A 15,727-nucleotide genomic window follows, 5' to 3' on the forward strand; every position below is an offset into this window, starting at 1 on the left:
GAGATGCGCCGCTACGGCAAGCACACCGACGAGGACGACATCCGCTCCCGGCCGAACCGCAAGGGCAACCGGCCGCGCACCAACATCCGCCCCAAGCACGAGGACGCCGCCGAGGGCATGGTCCTCACCGTGGACCGGGGCCGGCTCACCTGTCTGGTCGACGGCCGCGCGGTGACCGCCATGAAGGCCCGTGAGCTGGGCCGGAAGGCGGCGGTGGTGGGCGACCGGGTGGCCCTGGTCGGGGATCTGTCCGGCGCCAAGGACACCCTGGCCCGGATCGTCCGGATCGGGGAGCGGAACTCGGTACTGCGCCGGACGGCGGACGACGACGACCCGTTCGAGCGGGTGGTGGTCGCCAACGCCGACCAGCTCGCCATCGTCACCGCCCTGGCCGACCCGGAGCCGCGACCCCGGCTGATCGACCGCTGTCTGGTCGCCGCCTACGACGGCGGTCTGGAACCGCTCCTGGTGCTCACCAAGTCGGACCTGGCCCCGCCGGAGAAGCTGCTGGAGCTGTACGGCGAGCTGGACATCCCGTACGTCGTCACCAGCCGCGAGGAGCTGTACGACGCGGACGGCGGGGTCGTCGGCGGCGCGGCGGCGGACCGGGTGCGCACCCATCTGGCCGGCCGCACCACCGCCTTCGTGGGGCACTCCGGTGTCGGCAAGACGACGCTGGTCAACGCCCTGGTGCCGGAGGAGCGCCGGCGCCTGACCGGCCATGTCAACGCGGTCACCGGGCGCGGCCGGCACACCACCACCTCGGCCCTGGCGCTGCCGCTGGGCGGCGCGGACGGCTGGCTGATCGACACCCCGGGCGTCCGGTCCTTCGGGCTGCACCACGTCGACCCGTCCCGGGTGATCCACGCCTTCCCCGACCTGGAACCGGGCACCGCCGACTGCCCCCGGGCGTGCGGCCACGACGAGCCGGACTGCGCGCTGGACGCCTGGGTGGCCGAGGGCCATGCCGACCCGGCCCGGCTCGCCTCGCTCCGCCGGCTGCTCGCCACCCGGGAGCGCCGCGAGGGCGACTGACCGGGTGCCCCGCCCTTCCCGTGGGCGCACCCGGGCGCGGCCGGGCCGTGCCGCGGGCCGCCGCGCCGGGCGCCCGCGCCTGATCCCCGCCCCTCCCCCGGGCGCGCCCGGGCGCGTTGCTGCCCGGAGCGGACCGGTCGGGGCGTACATAATCGCCCGAAGCGGGGCAAACCCCTGCCCGGCGGAGCCCGGTGGCGAGCGGTGACCGGCGGGCGGCGCCCGGGGCGGTGACCCAGGTGGGAGGCGCTGATGGCGGCGTGGCTGCTGGTGATGGTCGCCGGTCTGCTGGAGACGGGCTTCGCGGTCTGCCTCAAGCTCTCGCACGGCTTCACCCGGCTCTGGCCGACGATCGCCTTCGCCGCCTTCGCGCTGGGCAGCTTCGGACTGCTGACCCTCTCGCTGCGGCGCCTGGACATCGGCCCGGCGTATGCCGTCTGGACCGGGATCGGCGCGGCGGGCACCGCCACCTACGGCATGGTCTTCCTCGGCGATCTGGTCTCTCCGCTGAAGCTGGTCTCGATCACCCTGGTCATCCTGGGCGTCATCGGTCTCCAGCTGTCCGGCTCGGCCCGCTGATCCCACCGGGCCCGCTCCCCGGAGCCCCCATGGCGGTACGGACCAGGGCGCCCAGCTCGCGGGAGCCGGGGGCCACCACGTACGACAGCGCCAGCCGGACCGCCAGCTCGCAGTGGAGCGCCAGTTCGGAGCGGGCGTCCGCGCCCGGCAGCCCCGGCGAGAGAACGGCCAGCGACCGGTCCCGTACGGCGTCCGCGAGCCGGCCCGGCGCGGGTGGACCGGCGTCGACAGACCGTACCGGCGGACCGCTCGGCCCCCGCCCCGGGCGCGGCACCCGGGGCGCCCGGGGCGGCCCGGCCGGGTGGGGCTCGGGCAGCGGTTCGCCCCAGCAGCCGGTGAGCAGCGCCCGGACCAGCGGCTTGGACCGGGCCTCGGCCACGATCCACTCGGCCGCCGCCACCAGCCGGTCGGCCCCGGTGTCCGCGGCCGCCCCGGCGGATCCGGCCGCCGGACGGTCCGGCGCACCGGCGGGCCCGCCTCCGGGCCGGGGTACCCCGGGAGCCGTCCGCTCGCCCGTCGCCCCGGCTCCGGTCACCGCGCCGATACCGACCCCTGCCCCGGCGGCGGCCTCCGCGCCGACGCCGGGGCCGGGGCCCGTACCCGAGCGCAGCACCGTCTCCACTCCGTGCAGCCAGGCGTCCGCCTCCCGCACCACCAGGGCACGGGCCAGTCCCTCCTTGCTGCCGAACTCGTTGTAGAGGGTCTGGCGGGAGACCCCGGCCGCCGCCGCGATCTCGACCATCCGCACCGCCGGCCAGGGCCGGACGGCGAGCGCCGTCAGCGCGGCGTCCAGCAGGGCCTCTCTGGCGGTGGGCATCGTCGCCTCCCAGATCGTCCCGTCGCATCCGGGGCCCAGCGGCTCCGTGCTCAGCGTTGCCGCACGGACACGTACTGTCAATAGCGCCGGAGGGCGCTCCCGAGGGGCCGCAGTCGGCCGGAACGCACCGCGCGGACGGCCGGGCCCTCACGGCGGCCGGGCCCTCGCGACAGCCCGGCCCGCGCGGCGGCCGGCCGGAACCGGGGGTGACGGCCGGCCGGAACCGGGCGGTCCGGGCCGCCGCGATCCCGGAAACGGGCTCCGGACCTGCCCCTGACCGGACCCGGATCCGGTCCGGAACCGACGGGGACTCGGGCCGGGATCGGGGGCGCGCGGCCCGGGATAGAGTGCGCCCCATGGCCGATTACCAGGACGATCTGCGTCTCGCCCACGCCCTCGCGGACGCCGCCGACGCCGTCACCACGGACCGGTTCCGGGCGCTCGACCTCCAGGTGGAGACCAAGCCGGACCTGACGCCGGTGAGCGAGGCGGACCGGGCCGCCGAGGAGCTGATCCGGGCGGGCCTGGAGCGGGAGCGGCCGGCCGACGCGATCCTGGGCGAGGAGTACGGCCTGGTCGGCTCGGGGCCGCGCCGCTGGGTGGTCGACCCGATCGACGGCACCAAGAACTATGTGCGCGGGGTGCCGGTGTGGGCCACCCTGATCGCACTCATGGAGGAGGGCCCGGACGGCTTCCGGCCGGTGGTGGGCGTGGTGTCGGCACCCGCGCTCGGCCGCCGCTGGTGGGCGGCGAGCGGGGCGGGCGCGTACACCGGGACCGGTCCGGCCGACGGCACCCGGCTGACGGTCTCCCGGGTGACGGACCTGGCGGACGCCTCGTTCGCGTACTCCTCGCTCAGCGGCTGGGAGGAACAGGGCCGGCTGGACGGCTTCCTGGAGCTGGGCCGGGCCTGCTGGCGGACCCGTGGCTACGGCGATTTCTGGCCGTACATGATGGTCGCGGAGGGCTCGGTCGATCTCTGCGCCGAGCCGGAGCTGTCCCTCTGGGACATGGCGGCGCTCGCCGTGATCGTCGAGGAGGCGGGCGGCGTGTTCACGGGACTCGACGGCCGTCCCGGCCCGCACAGCGGCAACGCGGCGGCCTCCAACGGGCTGCTCCACGAGACGCTGCTCGAATACCTCAATCGCGGCCACTGAGCAACCCATTGGCGTGAGGTCGCCAGGGAAAAGCGATCCCCTTGTTTGACCGGCGGAAGCCTGCCACTCTGAAAGTGCCCACACTTGTGAACTTGTGAACGGCTTCTCATGGGTGCCGGTGTCCCGGTGTCCGTGCGGCCGTCATCGAGGAGGTGGCTCCGCCCATGCTCGTCCGAGACGCCATGAGTACGGTGGTCCTCACCATCGGCCCGGCCCACACCCTGCGCCAGGCGGCCGGCCTGATGTCGGCGCGCCGCGTCGGCGCGGCCATTGTTCTGGACCAGGACACCAGCGGCGTCGGGATAATCACCGAGCGCGACATCCTCAACTCCGTAGGAGCCGGGCAGAACCCGGATCTGGAGACCGCCGGAGCGCACACCACCATGGACGTGGTCTTCGCCGCACCCGGCTGGACGCTGGAGGAGGCCGCCCAGGCCATGTCCCACGGCGGCTTCCGGCATCTGATCGTGCTGGACGGCGACGGCCCGATCGGTGTCGTCTCCGTCCGGGACATCATCCGTTGCTGGGCGCCGGGCCGGGAGTCCACCGCCCGGCGGGAGGCGAGTCTCGCCGCGGGGTGAGCCCGGCGGCCCCGGCCACCCCTCCGCGCGGCATACCGGAGGGGCCGACGGCATACCGGAGGGCCGGCCGCCGCCTCCCCGGAAATCCGGGAGAGGCCGCGGACCGGCCCTCCGTCCTACGACAAGCGGTCCAGTGCTGTTCAGCCGCGCAGGGCCTGGACCGCGGCCTCCAGCCGCTTGCCGAAGTCTCCGTCGGCCTGACGGAAGTTGTTGACCGCGCGCTCCGCGATGTCGTCGCGCGAGACCTTGGAGATGAACTGCGCCAGGTTGCCCACCAGGCGCTCCTTCTCGTCCTCGGCCATCAGCCGGTAGAGGTTGCCGGCCTGCACGAAGTCGTCGTCCTCGGCGTGCCGGGGCGCCTCGTGGTCACCGGTGACGCCCGAGACCGGCACCGGCTGCCAGAGCGGGCGGTCGGTCTGGACCGGGCCACCGAAGCTGTTCGGCTCGTAGTTCTTGGTGCCCGCGTGGCGGCCGTCGTAGAGGAAGCCGTCCCGGCTGTTGGTGCGCGCCTCGGTGGCGTGCGGCCGGTTCACCGGGAGGTGATCGGCGTTGACGCCGACCCGGTAGCGATGGGCGTCCCCGTACGCGAACAGCCGGCCCTGGAGCATCTTGTCCGGCGAGGGGCCGATGCCCGGCACGAAGTGGGCGGGCGAGAAGATCGACTGCTCCACCTCGGCGAAGATGTTCTGCGGGTTGCGGTTGAGCTCCAGCTTGCCGATCTCGATCGGCGGGTAGTCCTCGTGCGGCCACACCTTGGTGAGGTCGAACGGGTTGAAGCGGTAGGTCGCCGCGTCCGCCGCCGGCATGATCTGCACCTGCACCGTCCAGGACGGGAACTCACCGCGCTCGATCGCCTCGCGCAGATCGCGCTGGTGCGAGTCCGGGTCGACGCCGGAGAGCCGGTTGGCGTCGTCGGTGGTGAGGTTCTTGATCCCCTGGTCGGTCTTGAAGTGGTACTTGACCCAGAAGACCTCGCCGTCGGCGTTGTTCCACTGGTAGGTGTGCGAGCCGTAGCCGTTCATGTGACGGTACGAGGCGGGGATGCCCCGGTCGCCGAAGAGCCAGGTCACCTGGTGGGTGGACTCGGGGGACAGCCCCCAGAAGTCCCAGACGTTGTCCGCCTCCTGGGAGCCGGTGTACGGGTCGCGCTTCTGGGTGTGGATGAAGTCGGGGAACTTCACGGCGTCCTTCACGAAGAACACCGGGGTGTTGTTGCCGACGAGGTCGTAGTTGCCCTCCTCGGTGTAGAACTTCAGCGCGAAGCCGCGCGGGTCCCGCACCGCGTCCGCCGAGCCGAGGTTGCCGGCCACGGTGGAGAAGCGGAGGAAGGTCTCGGTCTGCTTGCCGACCTCGGAGAGGAACTTCGCCCGGGTGTACCGGGTCACATCGGCGGTCACCGTGAACGTGCCGTAGGCGGCGGCACCGCGCGCGTGCACCACCCGCTCCGGGATGCGCTCGCGGTTGAAGTGCGCGAGCTTCTCCAGGAGGAGCTGGTCCTGCACCAGAACCGGACCGCCGGCGCCTGCGGTCTCGCTGTTCTGATTGTCGGCCACCGGCGCGCCGGCCTCCGTGGTGAGCGGTCCCTGCGTCACGTACGCCTCCTGCGTCACTGCTTGCGGTCCTGTCCCTCGGCCGACGGTCCGGGCGCTTCCCCGCCGACCGGCCCGATCACTCCCGATCACGGTGGGTCACCCCCACCCGTCTCGGGCCACGGTCGATCGCGCTGGTCAGCGCCCCTGGTACCGGAAGTTCCCGGAAGTTCTCGAGAGTTTCCGGGCCCTTGGCCAATGCCGTAGCCGATCCTACAATGGACTTTGTCTAAGTCAATCCCTCATCCAATCCCACACTCGTTCGGGACTGGAGCGCTCCCCTGTTAGGCTGGTACGCATGAGCGACCTGTTGGAACGCCTCCGTGGCCGCGGCTGGCGCTTGACCGCGCAGCGACGTGTAGTGGCGGAGGTGCTCGACGGGGACCATGTCCACCTGACCGCCGACGAGGTGCACGCCCGCGCGGTGGAGCGCCTGCCGGAGATCTCCCGGGCGACCGTCTACAACACGCTGGGTGAGCTGGTGAGCCTCGGCGAGGTGCTGGAGGTCTCGACCGACCGCCGCGCCAAGCGGTACGACCCGAACGCGCACCGCCCCCACCACCACCTGGTCTGCGCCCGCTGCGGCGCGATCCGGGACGTCCGTCCCTCCGGCGATCCGCTGGCCGACCTGCCGGCCTCCGAGCGCTTCGGATTCACGGTCTCGGACGTCGAGGTCACCTACCGGGGCGTCTGCCCGGAGTGCGCCACCGCCTGATCGAAGCAGCCGGCCTCCGCCTGCCCGGGGCCGGCCGCCCGACTGCCCGCCGCTCTTCCCGCTGCCCCCGGCGCACCCCCGCGCCGGGGGCAGCGGCATGTTGGACGGCGAGGCGCCGGGGGCAAGGCCCTGGGGGGATGTCGCGCGCAGACGCAGACGGCACAGGAGAACCGGAACCTCCGAAAACACCGAAGACCCGGATCGCTCAGGATCCGGGTCTTCGGTCTTCAGTAGCGGGGACAGGATTTGAACCTGCGACCTCTGGGTTATGAGCCCAGCGAGCTACCGAGCTGCTCCACCCCGCGTCGGTGAACACCACCTTACGGGACCGGGGGCGCCGGTGCAAATCGCTGGTCGCGGGCCCGGTTCTCACGCGGTGAGCTCCTGGTGCAGCGCCTCGCTCAGCCGGGCGGCGCGCTCGGCCACCTCGGCGGGCCCCAGCTCGACGGCGCGGGTGCACCAGCGCCGCCCCTCGGCCAGCTCACCGCGCCGGGCGGCGAGCAGCGCCAGCCGGAGGGCGGCCCGGCCGTGACCGGCGCGGGCGGCCCGGCTCCACCAGAGCGCCGCCTCCCGCTCATTGCCCTCCCGGGCGAGCAGCAGCCCCAGGTTGAAGGCGCCGTTGCGGCTGCCCGCCTCGGCGGCCTCCCGGTACCAGCGGGCGGCCTCGGCCCCGTCCCCGCGCGCGGCGGCGAGCATGCCGATCCGGACCTGGGCACGGCGGTGGCCCTGCTCGGCGGCGCGCTCGTACCACTCCTCGCACTCGGACTTCGGCTCCTGCGGCCGCCCGAGCGGCGCGGCCCCGGCCGGCGGGCGCCGGGCGTCCAGGACCGTCGCCAGCCGGAACGCGGCCTCCGCGCTGCCGCCCCCGGCCGCCGTGCGCAGATACCGCTCGGCCGCCTGGTCGTCGCCGTCCCGCAGGCAGGCGATGCCCACCTGGAGCGCGGCCTCGGTGTGCCCGGCCGCCGCGGCCCGCTCGTACCAGCGCAGCGCCTCGCGGTCGTCGTCCCGGCTCGCGTGGAGGATGCCCAGGTTGAAGGCGGCGTCCACGCTGCCGGCCTCGGCCGCCTTGGAGAACCAGGGCTCGGCCCCGTACGGGTCACCGCTCTGGAGCAGCAGGATGGCGAGGGCGTTGGCGGCCTCCCGGTGGCCCGCGTAGGCGGCGCGGCGGTACCACTGGTCGGCCTGGGCGATCCGGTTCTGCGCCGCGTACAGCAGCCCGAGGTTGTAGGCGCCGTTGACGTCGCCCGCCTCGGTGGCGGCGCGGTACCAGCGCTCGGCGGTCTGGTGCTCGCCGCGCGCCGCGTGCAGGGCGCCCAGCGCGTTGGCCGCGTTGCCGTCGCCGTCCTGGGCGGCGCGCAGCCACCACACGGCGGCGCTGTCCTCGTCGCCCGCGTCCCGCAGCAGGAAGCCGAGGGCACAGGCGGCCCGGGACTCGCCGTCCTTGGCGGAGGTGAGGTACCAGCGGCCGGCCTCCTTGAGCTCGCCGCGCCGCTCCAGGATGGCGCCCAGGTGGAGGGCGGCCCGGCGGTGCCCGCGCGCGGCGGCCTGCCGGTACCACTGCTCGGCGGTCTCGGCCCCGTCGGCCGGCCCGCCCGTACCGGTGGCCCCGGCGCCGGTGGCCCCGGCCGCGCCGGCGCCCCGGCCGGTGCCGTCCGGGCGGTCGTCGCGGATGCCGCCCGCGCGGTCGTCGCGGCGGTCCAGGGCGCGGGCGAGCCGGTACGCGGCCTCCCGGTGGCCCTGCTCGGCGGCGGCCCGCAGCCACCGGCCGGCGCCCGCGTCGCCCCGGTGCTCCAGCAGATCGGCGAGGGCGTAGGCACCCAGCGCGTGGCCCTGCTCGGCGGACTGGCGCAGCCAGTACTCGGCGGCCGGCTCGTCGCCCCGCTCCCGGTGGTGGCGGCCCAGGGCGTGCGCGGCGGCGGCCGACCCCGCGACGGCGGCGATCCGCCACCAGCCGGCCGCCTCGTCGGCGTATCCGCGCTGGTGCAGCAGGACGCCGAGGTTGTTGGCGGCGGCCCGGTCGCCCTCGGCCGTGGCGGCGCGCAGATACGGCTCGGCGGCGTCCAGTTCGCCACGGCGGAGCAACAGGGCGCCGAGGACACTCATCGACGCGGTGTCGCCGCTCTCGGCGGCCATCCGGTGCCGCTCCTCGGCCACCGTGTCGCCGCCCTCGGCTCCGTCCAGTACCGCCGCCGCGTCCATCGCGTCACCCGCGTCACTGTCCATGGCGTCGCCGGCCGGCCCGGTCCCGCTCGCCGTCTCCGCGGCGTCCCGGGGCTGCCGCCGTACAAACCGCCCTGTCTCCAAAAGAGTTGCCCTGTCCCCCATGAATTCCATCGTCGCACCACCTGCTACCCGCGTACACCTGGTATACCGCAGCCAGTGAGGTCACTTCAGCGTTTTGTCGACTTGCCCACAGGGAGACAAGTCAAACACGTTACCCCGTCAACGCGCCGTTCCCGCACGCTCGTTCCCTCCGCCACCGGTTCGGACCACCGAAAGGCCCCTGCCCACCACCCCCGCTTCCGCCCGGTCGCCTGGCTCCGGATACGCCGAAGGCCCGGATCTGAGCAAGATCCGGGCCTTCGGTCTTCAGTAGCGGGGACAGGATTTGAACCTGCGACCTCTGGGTTATGAGCCCAGCGAGCTACCGAGCTGCTCCACCCCGCGTCGGTGAAACCACCGTATCACGGGACGGAACAGGGCCGTTTCCCCGCCCTCGGAGCTGGGGCCGGGCCCCGTACCCCTCACCAGGGCGGACGACCGTACCCCCCGCCCAGGGGGCGGACGACCGTGCCCCGGGGCCCGGACGGGCCGGTCCCCGGGGCGCGGGTGCACAGCATCAGCCGCCCGAGCCCTCCGAAGCCTCGGACGAGCCCTCCGGGGCGGACGACGCGGCCGGAGCCGACGGAGCCGACGACGCGGCCGGGGCGCCCGAAGGCCGTGCGGGTGCCGCCGGCTTCCCCGAGGCCGCCGGGGACGACGGGGCCGCCGGCTTCTCGGCGCCCTGCCCGGCCCGCCCGGACTTCATCCTGCTCTCGGCCTCGGCCGCCTCCCGCAGCGCGTCCGCCAGGGCCTTCTGGGCCTTGCCGTACGCCTCCCAGTCGACCTGGGCACCGGGCTTGCGCAGCGCCGCCTCGCTGTCCGAGAACGCCTTCTGCGCGTCGGCGATGGCCTGCCGGAGCGCGGCCTCGTCGGTGGCCGGCGGCTGCGGGGTCTCGCCCGGCGGCCGCTGCCCGGGCGGGGTCGTGCCCTCCACCCCGAAGACCGCGTTGAGCGCCTCGGTCAGGGTGTTCTCGAAGACGGTGGTGTCCTTGGTGGTGTCGCCGGACGGCTGGTCCGCGTCCACGTAGGAGACCGCCACCTTCTTCAGCAGCGGATAGAGCGCGTTCCGGCCCTGCGCGTACACCGGTTCCACGTAAAGGAAACCGCCGTCCAGGGGAACCGTCAGCAGATTTCCGTACTGGATGTCGGAGTCGGCGCCCCGCATGTCCCGGACGAACTGCGCCACCGACGGCAGACCGTTGAGCTTGCTCTGCACCTGCGCCGGGCCCGGCACGTCCGAGGTCACCCGAAGGAGTCTGATCCGGCCGTAGTCCTTGCTGCCGGCGTCGGCGTCGACCGCCATGAACCCGCCCAGGTTGGGCCGGCCGTTGGGGGTGAACGTCGTCGTCAGGGCGAACTGCTGCTGCTTGTCGCCCGGCATCTTCATGCTCAGGTAGTACGGCGGAACCGCGTTGCCGTCCTTGTTGGTCGGGTCGGCCGGCACCTGCCAGGCGTCACTGCCGCTGTAGAACTGGGCGGCGTTCTCGACGTGGTAGCGGGTGAGCAGCTCGCGCTGGACCTTGAACATGTCCTGCGGGTAGCGCAGATGGGCCTTGAGGTCGGCCTCGATGGCGCTCTTCGGCTCGACCGTGCCGGGGAACGCCTTCATCCAGGTCTTGAGGACCGGGTCCTCGGTGTCCCACTGGTACAGCTTCACCGTGCCGTCATAGGCGTCGACGGTGGCCTTCACCGAGTTCCGGATGTAGTTGACCTGGTTCTGCTGGGCCACGACCGCGCGGGTCTGGTTGCCGGCGGTCAGCGAGTCCGTGGTGGTGGAGCCCAGCGTCGTACGGGAGGCGTACGGGTAGCCGTCCGAGGTGGTGTAGGCGTCCACGATCCACTGGATGTGGCCGTCGACGACGGCCGGGTAGGCGTCGCCGTCGATGGTCAGCCAGGGGGCCACCGCCTCCACCCGCTCCTTGGGGGTGCGGTTGTAGAGGATCCGCGAACCGTCGCCGATGGCGCCCGAGTAGAGGATCTGCGGCTCGCTGAAGGCCACCGCGTAGGCGGCGCGGTTGAACGCGCTGGCGAGGCTGACGCCGCTGTTGCCCCGGTAGCTGGTGGTCTTCTCGCCGTTCTCCTCGTAGTCGAGCTCCTTCTGCGGGCCGCCGACGATCGAGTACTGCTCGGTCTTCTCGCCGTAGTAGATCCGCTGCTCGTACTTGCCCTTGGCGACCTGGCCGGTGGTGGGCAGCCCGGACTCGGTGAAGACCGGGGAGCCGTTGGCGTCGGTGGTGGTGCCGGTCGCCATGATGGCGCCGTAGCCATGGGTGTAGGTGAAGTGGTCGTTGATCCAGTTCCGCTTGGGGATGCCCTTGATGTTGAGCTCACGCAGACCGACGATCGTGTCCCGGCCCTGGTAGCGGTCGACGTCCAGGGTCATCGGGAACTGGTAGTACCGCCGCTTCTGCTCCAGCTGCTGGAAGGTGGGCGAGACGATGTTCGGGTCCACCAGGCGGTAGCTGGCGGCCGTGCCGGCGTCCGCCCGCAGGGTGTCCTTGTCCTTCACCGTCGACTTGCCGGAGTAGTTCTCCAGCTTGGTGGCGTCGATGTCGTACGCCTTGCGGGTCGCGTCGATGTTCTTCTTGATGTACGGCGCTTCCTTGGCCTGCTCGTTCGGCTGGACCTGGAACTTCTGCACGATCGCCGGGTAGAGCCCGCCGATCAGGATCGCGGAGAGCACCATCAGACCGAAGCCGATCACCGGCAGCTGCCAGGTGCGGCGCCAGAGGGTGGCGAAGAAGAGCACCGCGCAGATGACGGCGATGCAGAACAGGATGGTCTTGGCCGGCAGATAGGCGTTGGCGTCGACATACCGCAGGCCGGTCCAGTTGCCGGTGGCCTTGAAGTCGCTGGACTTCACCGCCAGGCCGTACCGGTCGAGCCAGTACGCGATCGCCTTCAGCGCCACGAAGACGCCCAGCAGCACCGAGAGATGACCGGTCGCGGCGGCGGTCGCCCGGGCTCCGGGACTGGTGATCCGCAGCCCGCCGTAGAGGTAGTGGGTCAGCGCGGCGGCGACCAGCGACAGCACGGCGGCGGCGAACCCGAAGCCGAGCAGGAAGCGGTACCAGGGCAGGTCGAAGGCGTAGAACGACACGTCCATGTCGAACTGCGGATCCCTCTGGCCGAACGGCACCCCGTTCACCCACATCAGCCAGGTCTTCCACTGCCCGGAGGCGGAGGCACCGGCGATCAGCCCGATCAGCGCGGTGACCGCGAGCAGCACCCACTTCTTGAACGGGGCCACCCCCATCCGGTACCGGTCCAGGCTCTGCTGCTCCAGCGACATCGCGCTGAGCGGCGGCCGCAGCCGGTGCGCCAGCCAGATGTTGAGCCCGACGGCCACGGCCATGAGCAGACCGAAGACCAGGAACAGCCCGATCTTGGTCCACAGGGTGGTGGTGAAGACCGAGGAGTAGTGGACGGACCGGTACCACAGCCAGTCCGTCCAGAACCCGGCGAACATGACGAAGAGCATGGCCAGCACGGCCAGCACGCCCAGTGTCATGAGCAGGGTGCGGGCCCGCCGGGACGGCCGGCCGACTCTGATCCGTGGCCCGGTCGGGCCTCCGCCGCGGTCCGGCATCTGGAAAGCCAACGTGCGCCCCTCGAGTTCGCGTTCTGTTGTCGTGGTCGGTGTGCTGTGCGCTCGCGTACTGCCTGCTCGCGTACGGCGTGCTCGCACACCGCGTACTGGGTGGCGGGTACTGCGTACCGCGCACCGCGTACGGGTGTGCCGCGTGTCCGCGCCGTCACACTGAGCGGCGGCGGCCGGGGCCCGGGGACCACCGGACGGGACTGGACAAGGGTCCAGCGATCGTAGAGCCCACTGATGCAACTTACTGATGCTTTACCTAGTTCCCGTCCCGGGGTGGAAAGGAGGCAGGATGTTCCCCATGTCCAACGTTTCTCCCTCAGGTCCTCCGATGGCCGCCGGTCCGCTGACCCGCGCGGTGCTCGAAATCGACGAGTACGCGGCCGGGCTCGGCTGGGACCAGCCGGCCAGGCTCTTCGCGCTGGTCGACACGGCCCGGCTGCGCCGGCAGGAGCCGGAACTCGCCGCCCAGCTGGGTCTCGACGCCGATGGCGAGGGCGAGGAGGCCGCGCCCGCCCCGCTCACGCCGATCGAGCAGGACGAGATCCCCGCCGACCAGCCGCTGGACGAGTTCCTCGGCACCATCGCCTGGCCCGACGCGGTGGCCGGGTGCGCGATGACGGTGGAGCGGCTGATGCTGCCGCCGTCCGCCGAGGCGTCCGTGCCGGACGGCCTGGACGAGGCCGGTCTCGCGGCCTGGGTGGCCCGGCACCCGGACCGGCAGGAGGTCCGGATGACGGTGGCGGTGCTGCGGGACGGCGCGCGCGAGTCGGCGCTGCGGCTGCGCGAGAAGGACTCCCCCACCGAGGTGCTGACCGGCTCCGACCTGGTGCCCAACCTCGCCGAGGCGCTCTCCGCCACCTTCGAGGGCTGACCCAGGGCCGCCCGGGGCGCAGAGCCGGAGCCACCCGCCACCCCGGGGCCCGGCCCGTCCGGGGCCCGCCAACCCCCCGGGGGACCCGGCCGGCTCCGCTCCGGGCGGCCGCCCGGCGGGTGGTACCCGCCACCGATGCCGTACGACTCCGCCGCTCGTCCGGCCACGAGCCCGCGCACTCCTCGGAGCGCGGGTCCCGACCGCCTCGTCCCCGGGCGCCGCTCGTCAGGAGTCCCGGGGTCACCGCCCCGTCCCCCGGCGCCCGGCCCGTCCGCCCCGCTCGTCAGGAGGTCTTGCAGGCCGGCAGCGCGGCCGTGTCGCCGGCGCGCAGCTTCTCCAGGGACCGCACGGCGTCATGGAGCGTGTCGACCTTGATCAGCTTCAGCCCCTCGGGGGTGTCCGAGGCGGCCGCCGCGCAGTTGTCGGCGGGGGTCATGAAGTACCGGGCGCCCGCGTTCCGCGCACCGACCAGCTTCATCCGGATACCGCCGATCGGGCCCACTTTGCCGGTGTCGTCGATGGTTCCGGTGCCCGCGATGAACCTGCCACCGGTGAGGTCGCCCTCGGTCAGCTTGTCGACAAGGCCCAGCGAGAACATCAGCCCGGCGCTGGGCCCGCCCACGTCGGCGAGCTTGATGTCGACGGTGAACGGGAAGGTGTGGTCGGTGCCGGCCTGGATGCCGACCATGGCCCGGTCGCCCTCGGGCGACTTCCGGGTGGTGAGCTTCAGCTTCTCGGTGGTGACCGGCTCCCGGCGGGCCTTCTCCGCCTCGGCTGCGTCCTTGGCCGGGACGACGGTGAACTCCACGCTCTGTCCGGGCCTGTGGCGGGTGACGAGCTTGACCACATCGCCCGGCTGGGTGACCGGGGTGCCATCCACCGCCTTGACCACGTCACCCGCGTGCAGCTTGCCCTCGGCGGCGCTGTCCTTCTGGACCGAGGAGACGACCACCCGGGACGCGACCGGGATCTTCAGCTCCCGCAGGGCCGCGACCTTGGCGCTCTCCTGCGACTGGCTGAACTCCTCGGCGTTCTCCTGGGTGGACTGTTGCTCGGTCTTGCCGTCCGGGTAGAGCGTCTCGTGGGGCACCACCACACTGTCGTGGGCGAGCCAGCCCCAGAGCGCCTCCGCAAAGTTCATCTGATAGTCCGCACCGGTGACCCTGACCGTCGTCATATTGAGATGGCCGCTGGTGGGGTAGGTCTGGTGACCGGAGATCCGGAGCACCGGATCGGCGCCGTCCCCCAGGACGTTGACCGTCGGGCCCGGGCTCATCTCCGCGTACGGCACCTTGATGAACACCCCCGCGCAGAGCAGCGCGATGAGGGCGAGGGTGGAGGCGAGCATCGTCGCGGTGCGGCGTGGCATGGAACGACAGTACGGGAAGGGTCCCTCCGTGCACGCCCGGGGCCGGTCCGTCGGAGCGACGCGGGGACAGCGGCGGGAAGCGGCGGAGCAGCGGATCGGCCCGGGGGGTCAGCCGCCGGCGCGGGACTCCTCCAGCACCGGCTTCCCGGCACTTCCGGTGCGGCCCGGCCCGTCGGCCCGTTCGTCCTGGTCGGCGCCGGCCGCCCGCCCGGCCCGCTCGGCTTTCTCGGCGGCCGAGCGCTCCATCACGTCCCGGAAGCGCTCGTAGCCGGTCAGCTCCGCCGTGTCGCCCACGGTGCGGTCGCGGGAGGCCCAGCCGCCCCATATCGCCGCGCCGAGGCAGGCGAACAACGGGATCAACAACCAGGCGAGTGCTGCCATCACGACCTCCCATCCCCTGGAGCGTCCAGAGCTTGCACCTGACTGATCAGCAGATTAATCGCTGGCTGATTCAACGCTGGTGCCCGGGGTGGGGTTACGCAAATCGGGGCGCTTGACCGCCGAGTGGGTTTGATCCGCAGGTTTGAGGCCGGGCTTTCTGGTCACCCCGCCGGACGAAGGTCATGACCGGCCGGACGAGCTCCGGACGGGCGGCCCGGAGCGGCGGGGGTCAGGGGCGGGATCAGCAGGCGCCGACCCACTCGTCCGTGCCGTCCGAGAAGCGCTGGTGCTTCCAGATCGGCACGGAGTGCTTGAGGTCGTCGATCAGCATCCGGCAGGCGTCGAACGCCTCGGCGCGGTGCGGGCAGGAGACCGCCACGATCACCGCCACGTCGCCCACCCCCAGCTCGCCCACCCGGTGAACGGCGGCCAGCGCCCGGACCGGGCGGTTGGCCACCACCTTCTCGGCCACCCTGCGCAGTTCCGCCTCGGCCGAGGGGTGGGCAGAGTAGCCGAGCCCGGCGACATCGGCGCCGCCGTCGTGGTTCCGTACGGTGCCCACGAACAGCGCCGTACCGCCGGCCGCCGCGTCACCGACCGCCCGGTGGACCTCGTCCAGGGAGAGCGGGGTGTCCCGGACGGCCAGCAGCCGGATCGGGTCGTCCGCCGCGTGCTCGCCGGGGTGGTCGTACATGGGTGCCATGGCATCCATC

13 protein-coding genes and 2 tRNA genes are annotated in these 15,727 nt (G+C 72.8%); 6 read left to right on the forward strand and 9 right to left on the reverse strand.

Going from position 1 to position 15,727, the window contains the following annotated elements:
• The first annotated feature begins 3 nt into the window (after positions 1-3).
• Positions 4-1,035: a ribosome small subunit-dependent GTPase A gene (gene rsgA, locus NX801_RS01550; RefSeq protein ID WP_258784885.1), complete on the forward strand. Its 1,032-nt coding sequence runs from the start codon at positions 4-6 to the stop codon at positions 1,033-1,035.
• A gap of 249 nt (positions 1,036-1,284) precedes the next feature.
• Complete coding sequence (locus NX801_RS01555) at positions 1,285-1,611, forward strand: DMT family transporter (RefSeq protein WP_258784886.1); 327 nt, start codon at positions 1,285-1,287, stop codon at positions 1,609-1,611.
• Here the strand turns inward: NX801_RS01555 and NX801_RS01560 are convergent.
• Complete coding sequence (locus NX801_RS01560) at positions 1,577-2,428, reverse strand: TetR/AcrR family transcriptional regulator (protein WP_258784887.1); 852 nt, start codon at positions 2,426-2,428, stop codon at positions 1,577-1,579. The genes NX801_RS01555 and NX801_RS01560 overlap by 35 nt on opposite strands.
• Positions 2,429-2,784: 356 nt before the next feature.
• On the opposite strand from NX801_RS01560, the gene hisN reads away from it, so the two are divergent.
• Positions 2,785-3,585, forward strand: a complete 801-nt coding sequence (gene hisN / locus NX801_RS01565; protein ID WP_258784888.1) for a histidinol-phosphatase — start codon at positions 2,785-2,787, stop codon at positions 3,583-3,585.
• A 164-nt stretch (positions 3,586-3,749) separates the two neighbouring features.
• Positions 3,750-4,166 (forward strand): CBS domain-containing protein, encoded by a 417-nt coding sequence (locus NX801_RS01570; RefSeq protein ID WP_258784889.1) that lies wholly within the window; start codon positions 3,750-3,752, stop codon positions 4,164-4,166.
• A gap of 140 nt (positions 4,167-4,306) precedes the next feature.
• Here the strand turns inward: NX801_RS01570 and NX801_RS01575 are convergent, their stop codons facing one another.
• On the reverse strand, positions 4,307-5,758 hold the full coding sequence (locus tag NX801_RS01575; RefSeq protein ID WP_258784890.1) for a catalase: 1,452 nt from the start codon (positions 5,756-5,758) through the stop codon (positions 4,307-4,309).
• 295 nt (positions 5,759-6,053) lie between these two features.
• Between NX801_RS01575 and NX801_RS01580 the strand changes: the two genes are divergently transcribed.
• The gene (locus NX801_RS01580; RefSeq protein WP_258784891.1) at positions 6,054-6,470 is read left to right on the forward strand and encodes a Fur family transcriptional regulator; all 417 of its coding nucleotides are present in this window, start codon (positions 6,054-6,056) and stop codon (positions 6,468-6,470) included.
• A 231-nt stretch (positions 6,471-6,701) separates the two neighbouring features.
• Here NX801_RS01580 and NX801_RS01585 read toward each other — a convergent pair.
• The 4 genes from NX801_RS01585 to NX801_RS01600 all read right to left on the reverse strand — a co-directional run bounded on the left by NX801_RS01585 (position 6,702) and on the right by NX801_RS01600 (position 12,381).
• A tRNA-Met gene (locus NX801_RS01585) sits at positions 6,702-6,775 on the reverse strand.
• A gap of 64 nt (positions 6,776-6,839) precedes the next feature.
• Positions 6,840-8,804 (reverse strand): SEL1-like repeat protein, encoded by a 1,965-nt coding sequence (locus tag NX801_RS01590; RefSeq protein ID WP_258784892.1) that lies wholly within the window; start codon positions 8,802-8,804, stop codon positions 6,840-6,842.
• Positions 8,805-9,063: 259 nt separating this feature from the next.
• A tRNA-Met gene (locus NX801_RS01595) sits at positions 9,064-9,137 on the reverse strand.
• A 172-nt stretch (positions 9,138-9,309) separates the two neighbouring features.
• Positions 9,310-12,381, reverse strand: a complete 3,072-nt coding sequence (locus tag NX801_RS01600) for a UPF0182 family membrane protein (RefSeq protein ID WP_258784893.1) — start codon at positions 12,379-12,381, stop codon at positions 9,310-9,312.
• A 310-nt stretch (positions 12,382-12,691) separates the two neighbouring features.
• Between NX801_RS01600 and NX801_RS01605 the strand changes: the two genes are divergently transcribed.
• Entirely contained in the window at positions 12,692-13,264 is a 573-nt protein-coding gene (locus NX801_RS01605) for a PPA1309 family protein (RefSeq protein ID WP_258784894.1), read from the forward strand.
• 283 nt (positions 13,265-13,547) lie between these two features.
• Here NX801_RS01605 and NX801_RS01610 read toward each other — a convergent pair whose 3' ends face one another.
• The 3 genes from NX801_RS01610 to NX801_RS01620 all read right to left on the reverse strand — a co-directional run bounded on the left by NX801_RS01610 (position 13,548) and on the right by NX801_RS01620 (position 15,717).
• Positions 13,548-14,633, reverse strand: a complete 1,086-nt coding sequence (locus tag NX801_RS01610; protein WP_258784895.1) for a YlbL family protein — start codon at positions 14,631-14,633, stop codon at positions 13,548-13,550.
• A 108-nt stretch (positions 14,634-14,741) separates the two neighbouring features.
• Entirely contained in the window at positions 14,742-15,014 is a 273-nt protein-coding gene (locus NX801_RS01615) for a hypothetical protein (RefSeq protein ID WP_258784896.1), read from the reverse strand.
• Between the two features lie 241 nt (positions 15,015-15,255).
• Positions 15,256-15,717 (reverse strand): molybdenum cofactor biosynthesis protein MoaE, encoded by a 462-nt coding sequence (locus NX801_RS01620; RefSeq protein ID WP_258784897.1) that lies wholly within the window; start codon positions 15,715-15,717, stop codon positions 15,256-15,258.
• Positions 15,718-15,727: the final 10 nt, after the last annotated feature.

The organism is Streptomyces pyxinae (assembly GCF_024756275.1).
Lineage (GTDB): Bacteria > Actinomycetota > Actinomycetes > Streptomycetales > Streptomycetaceae > Streptomyces > Streptomyces pyxinae.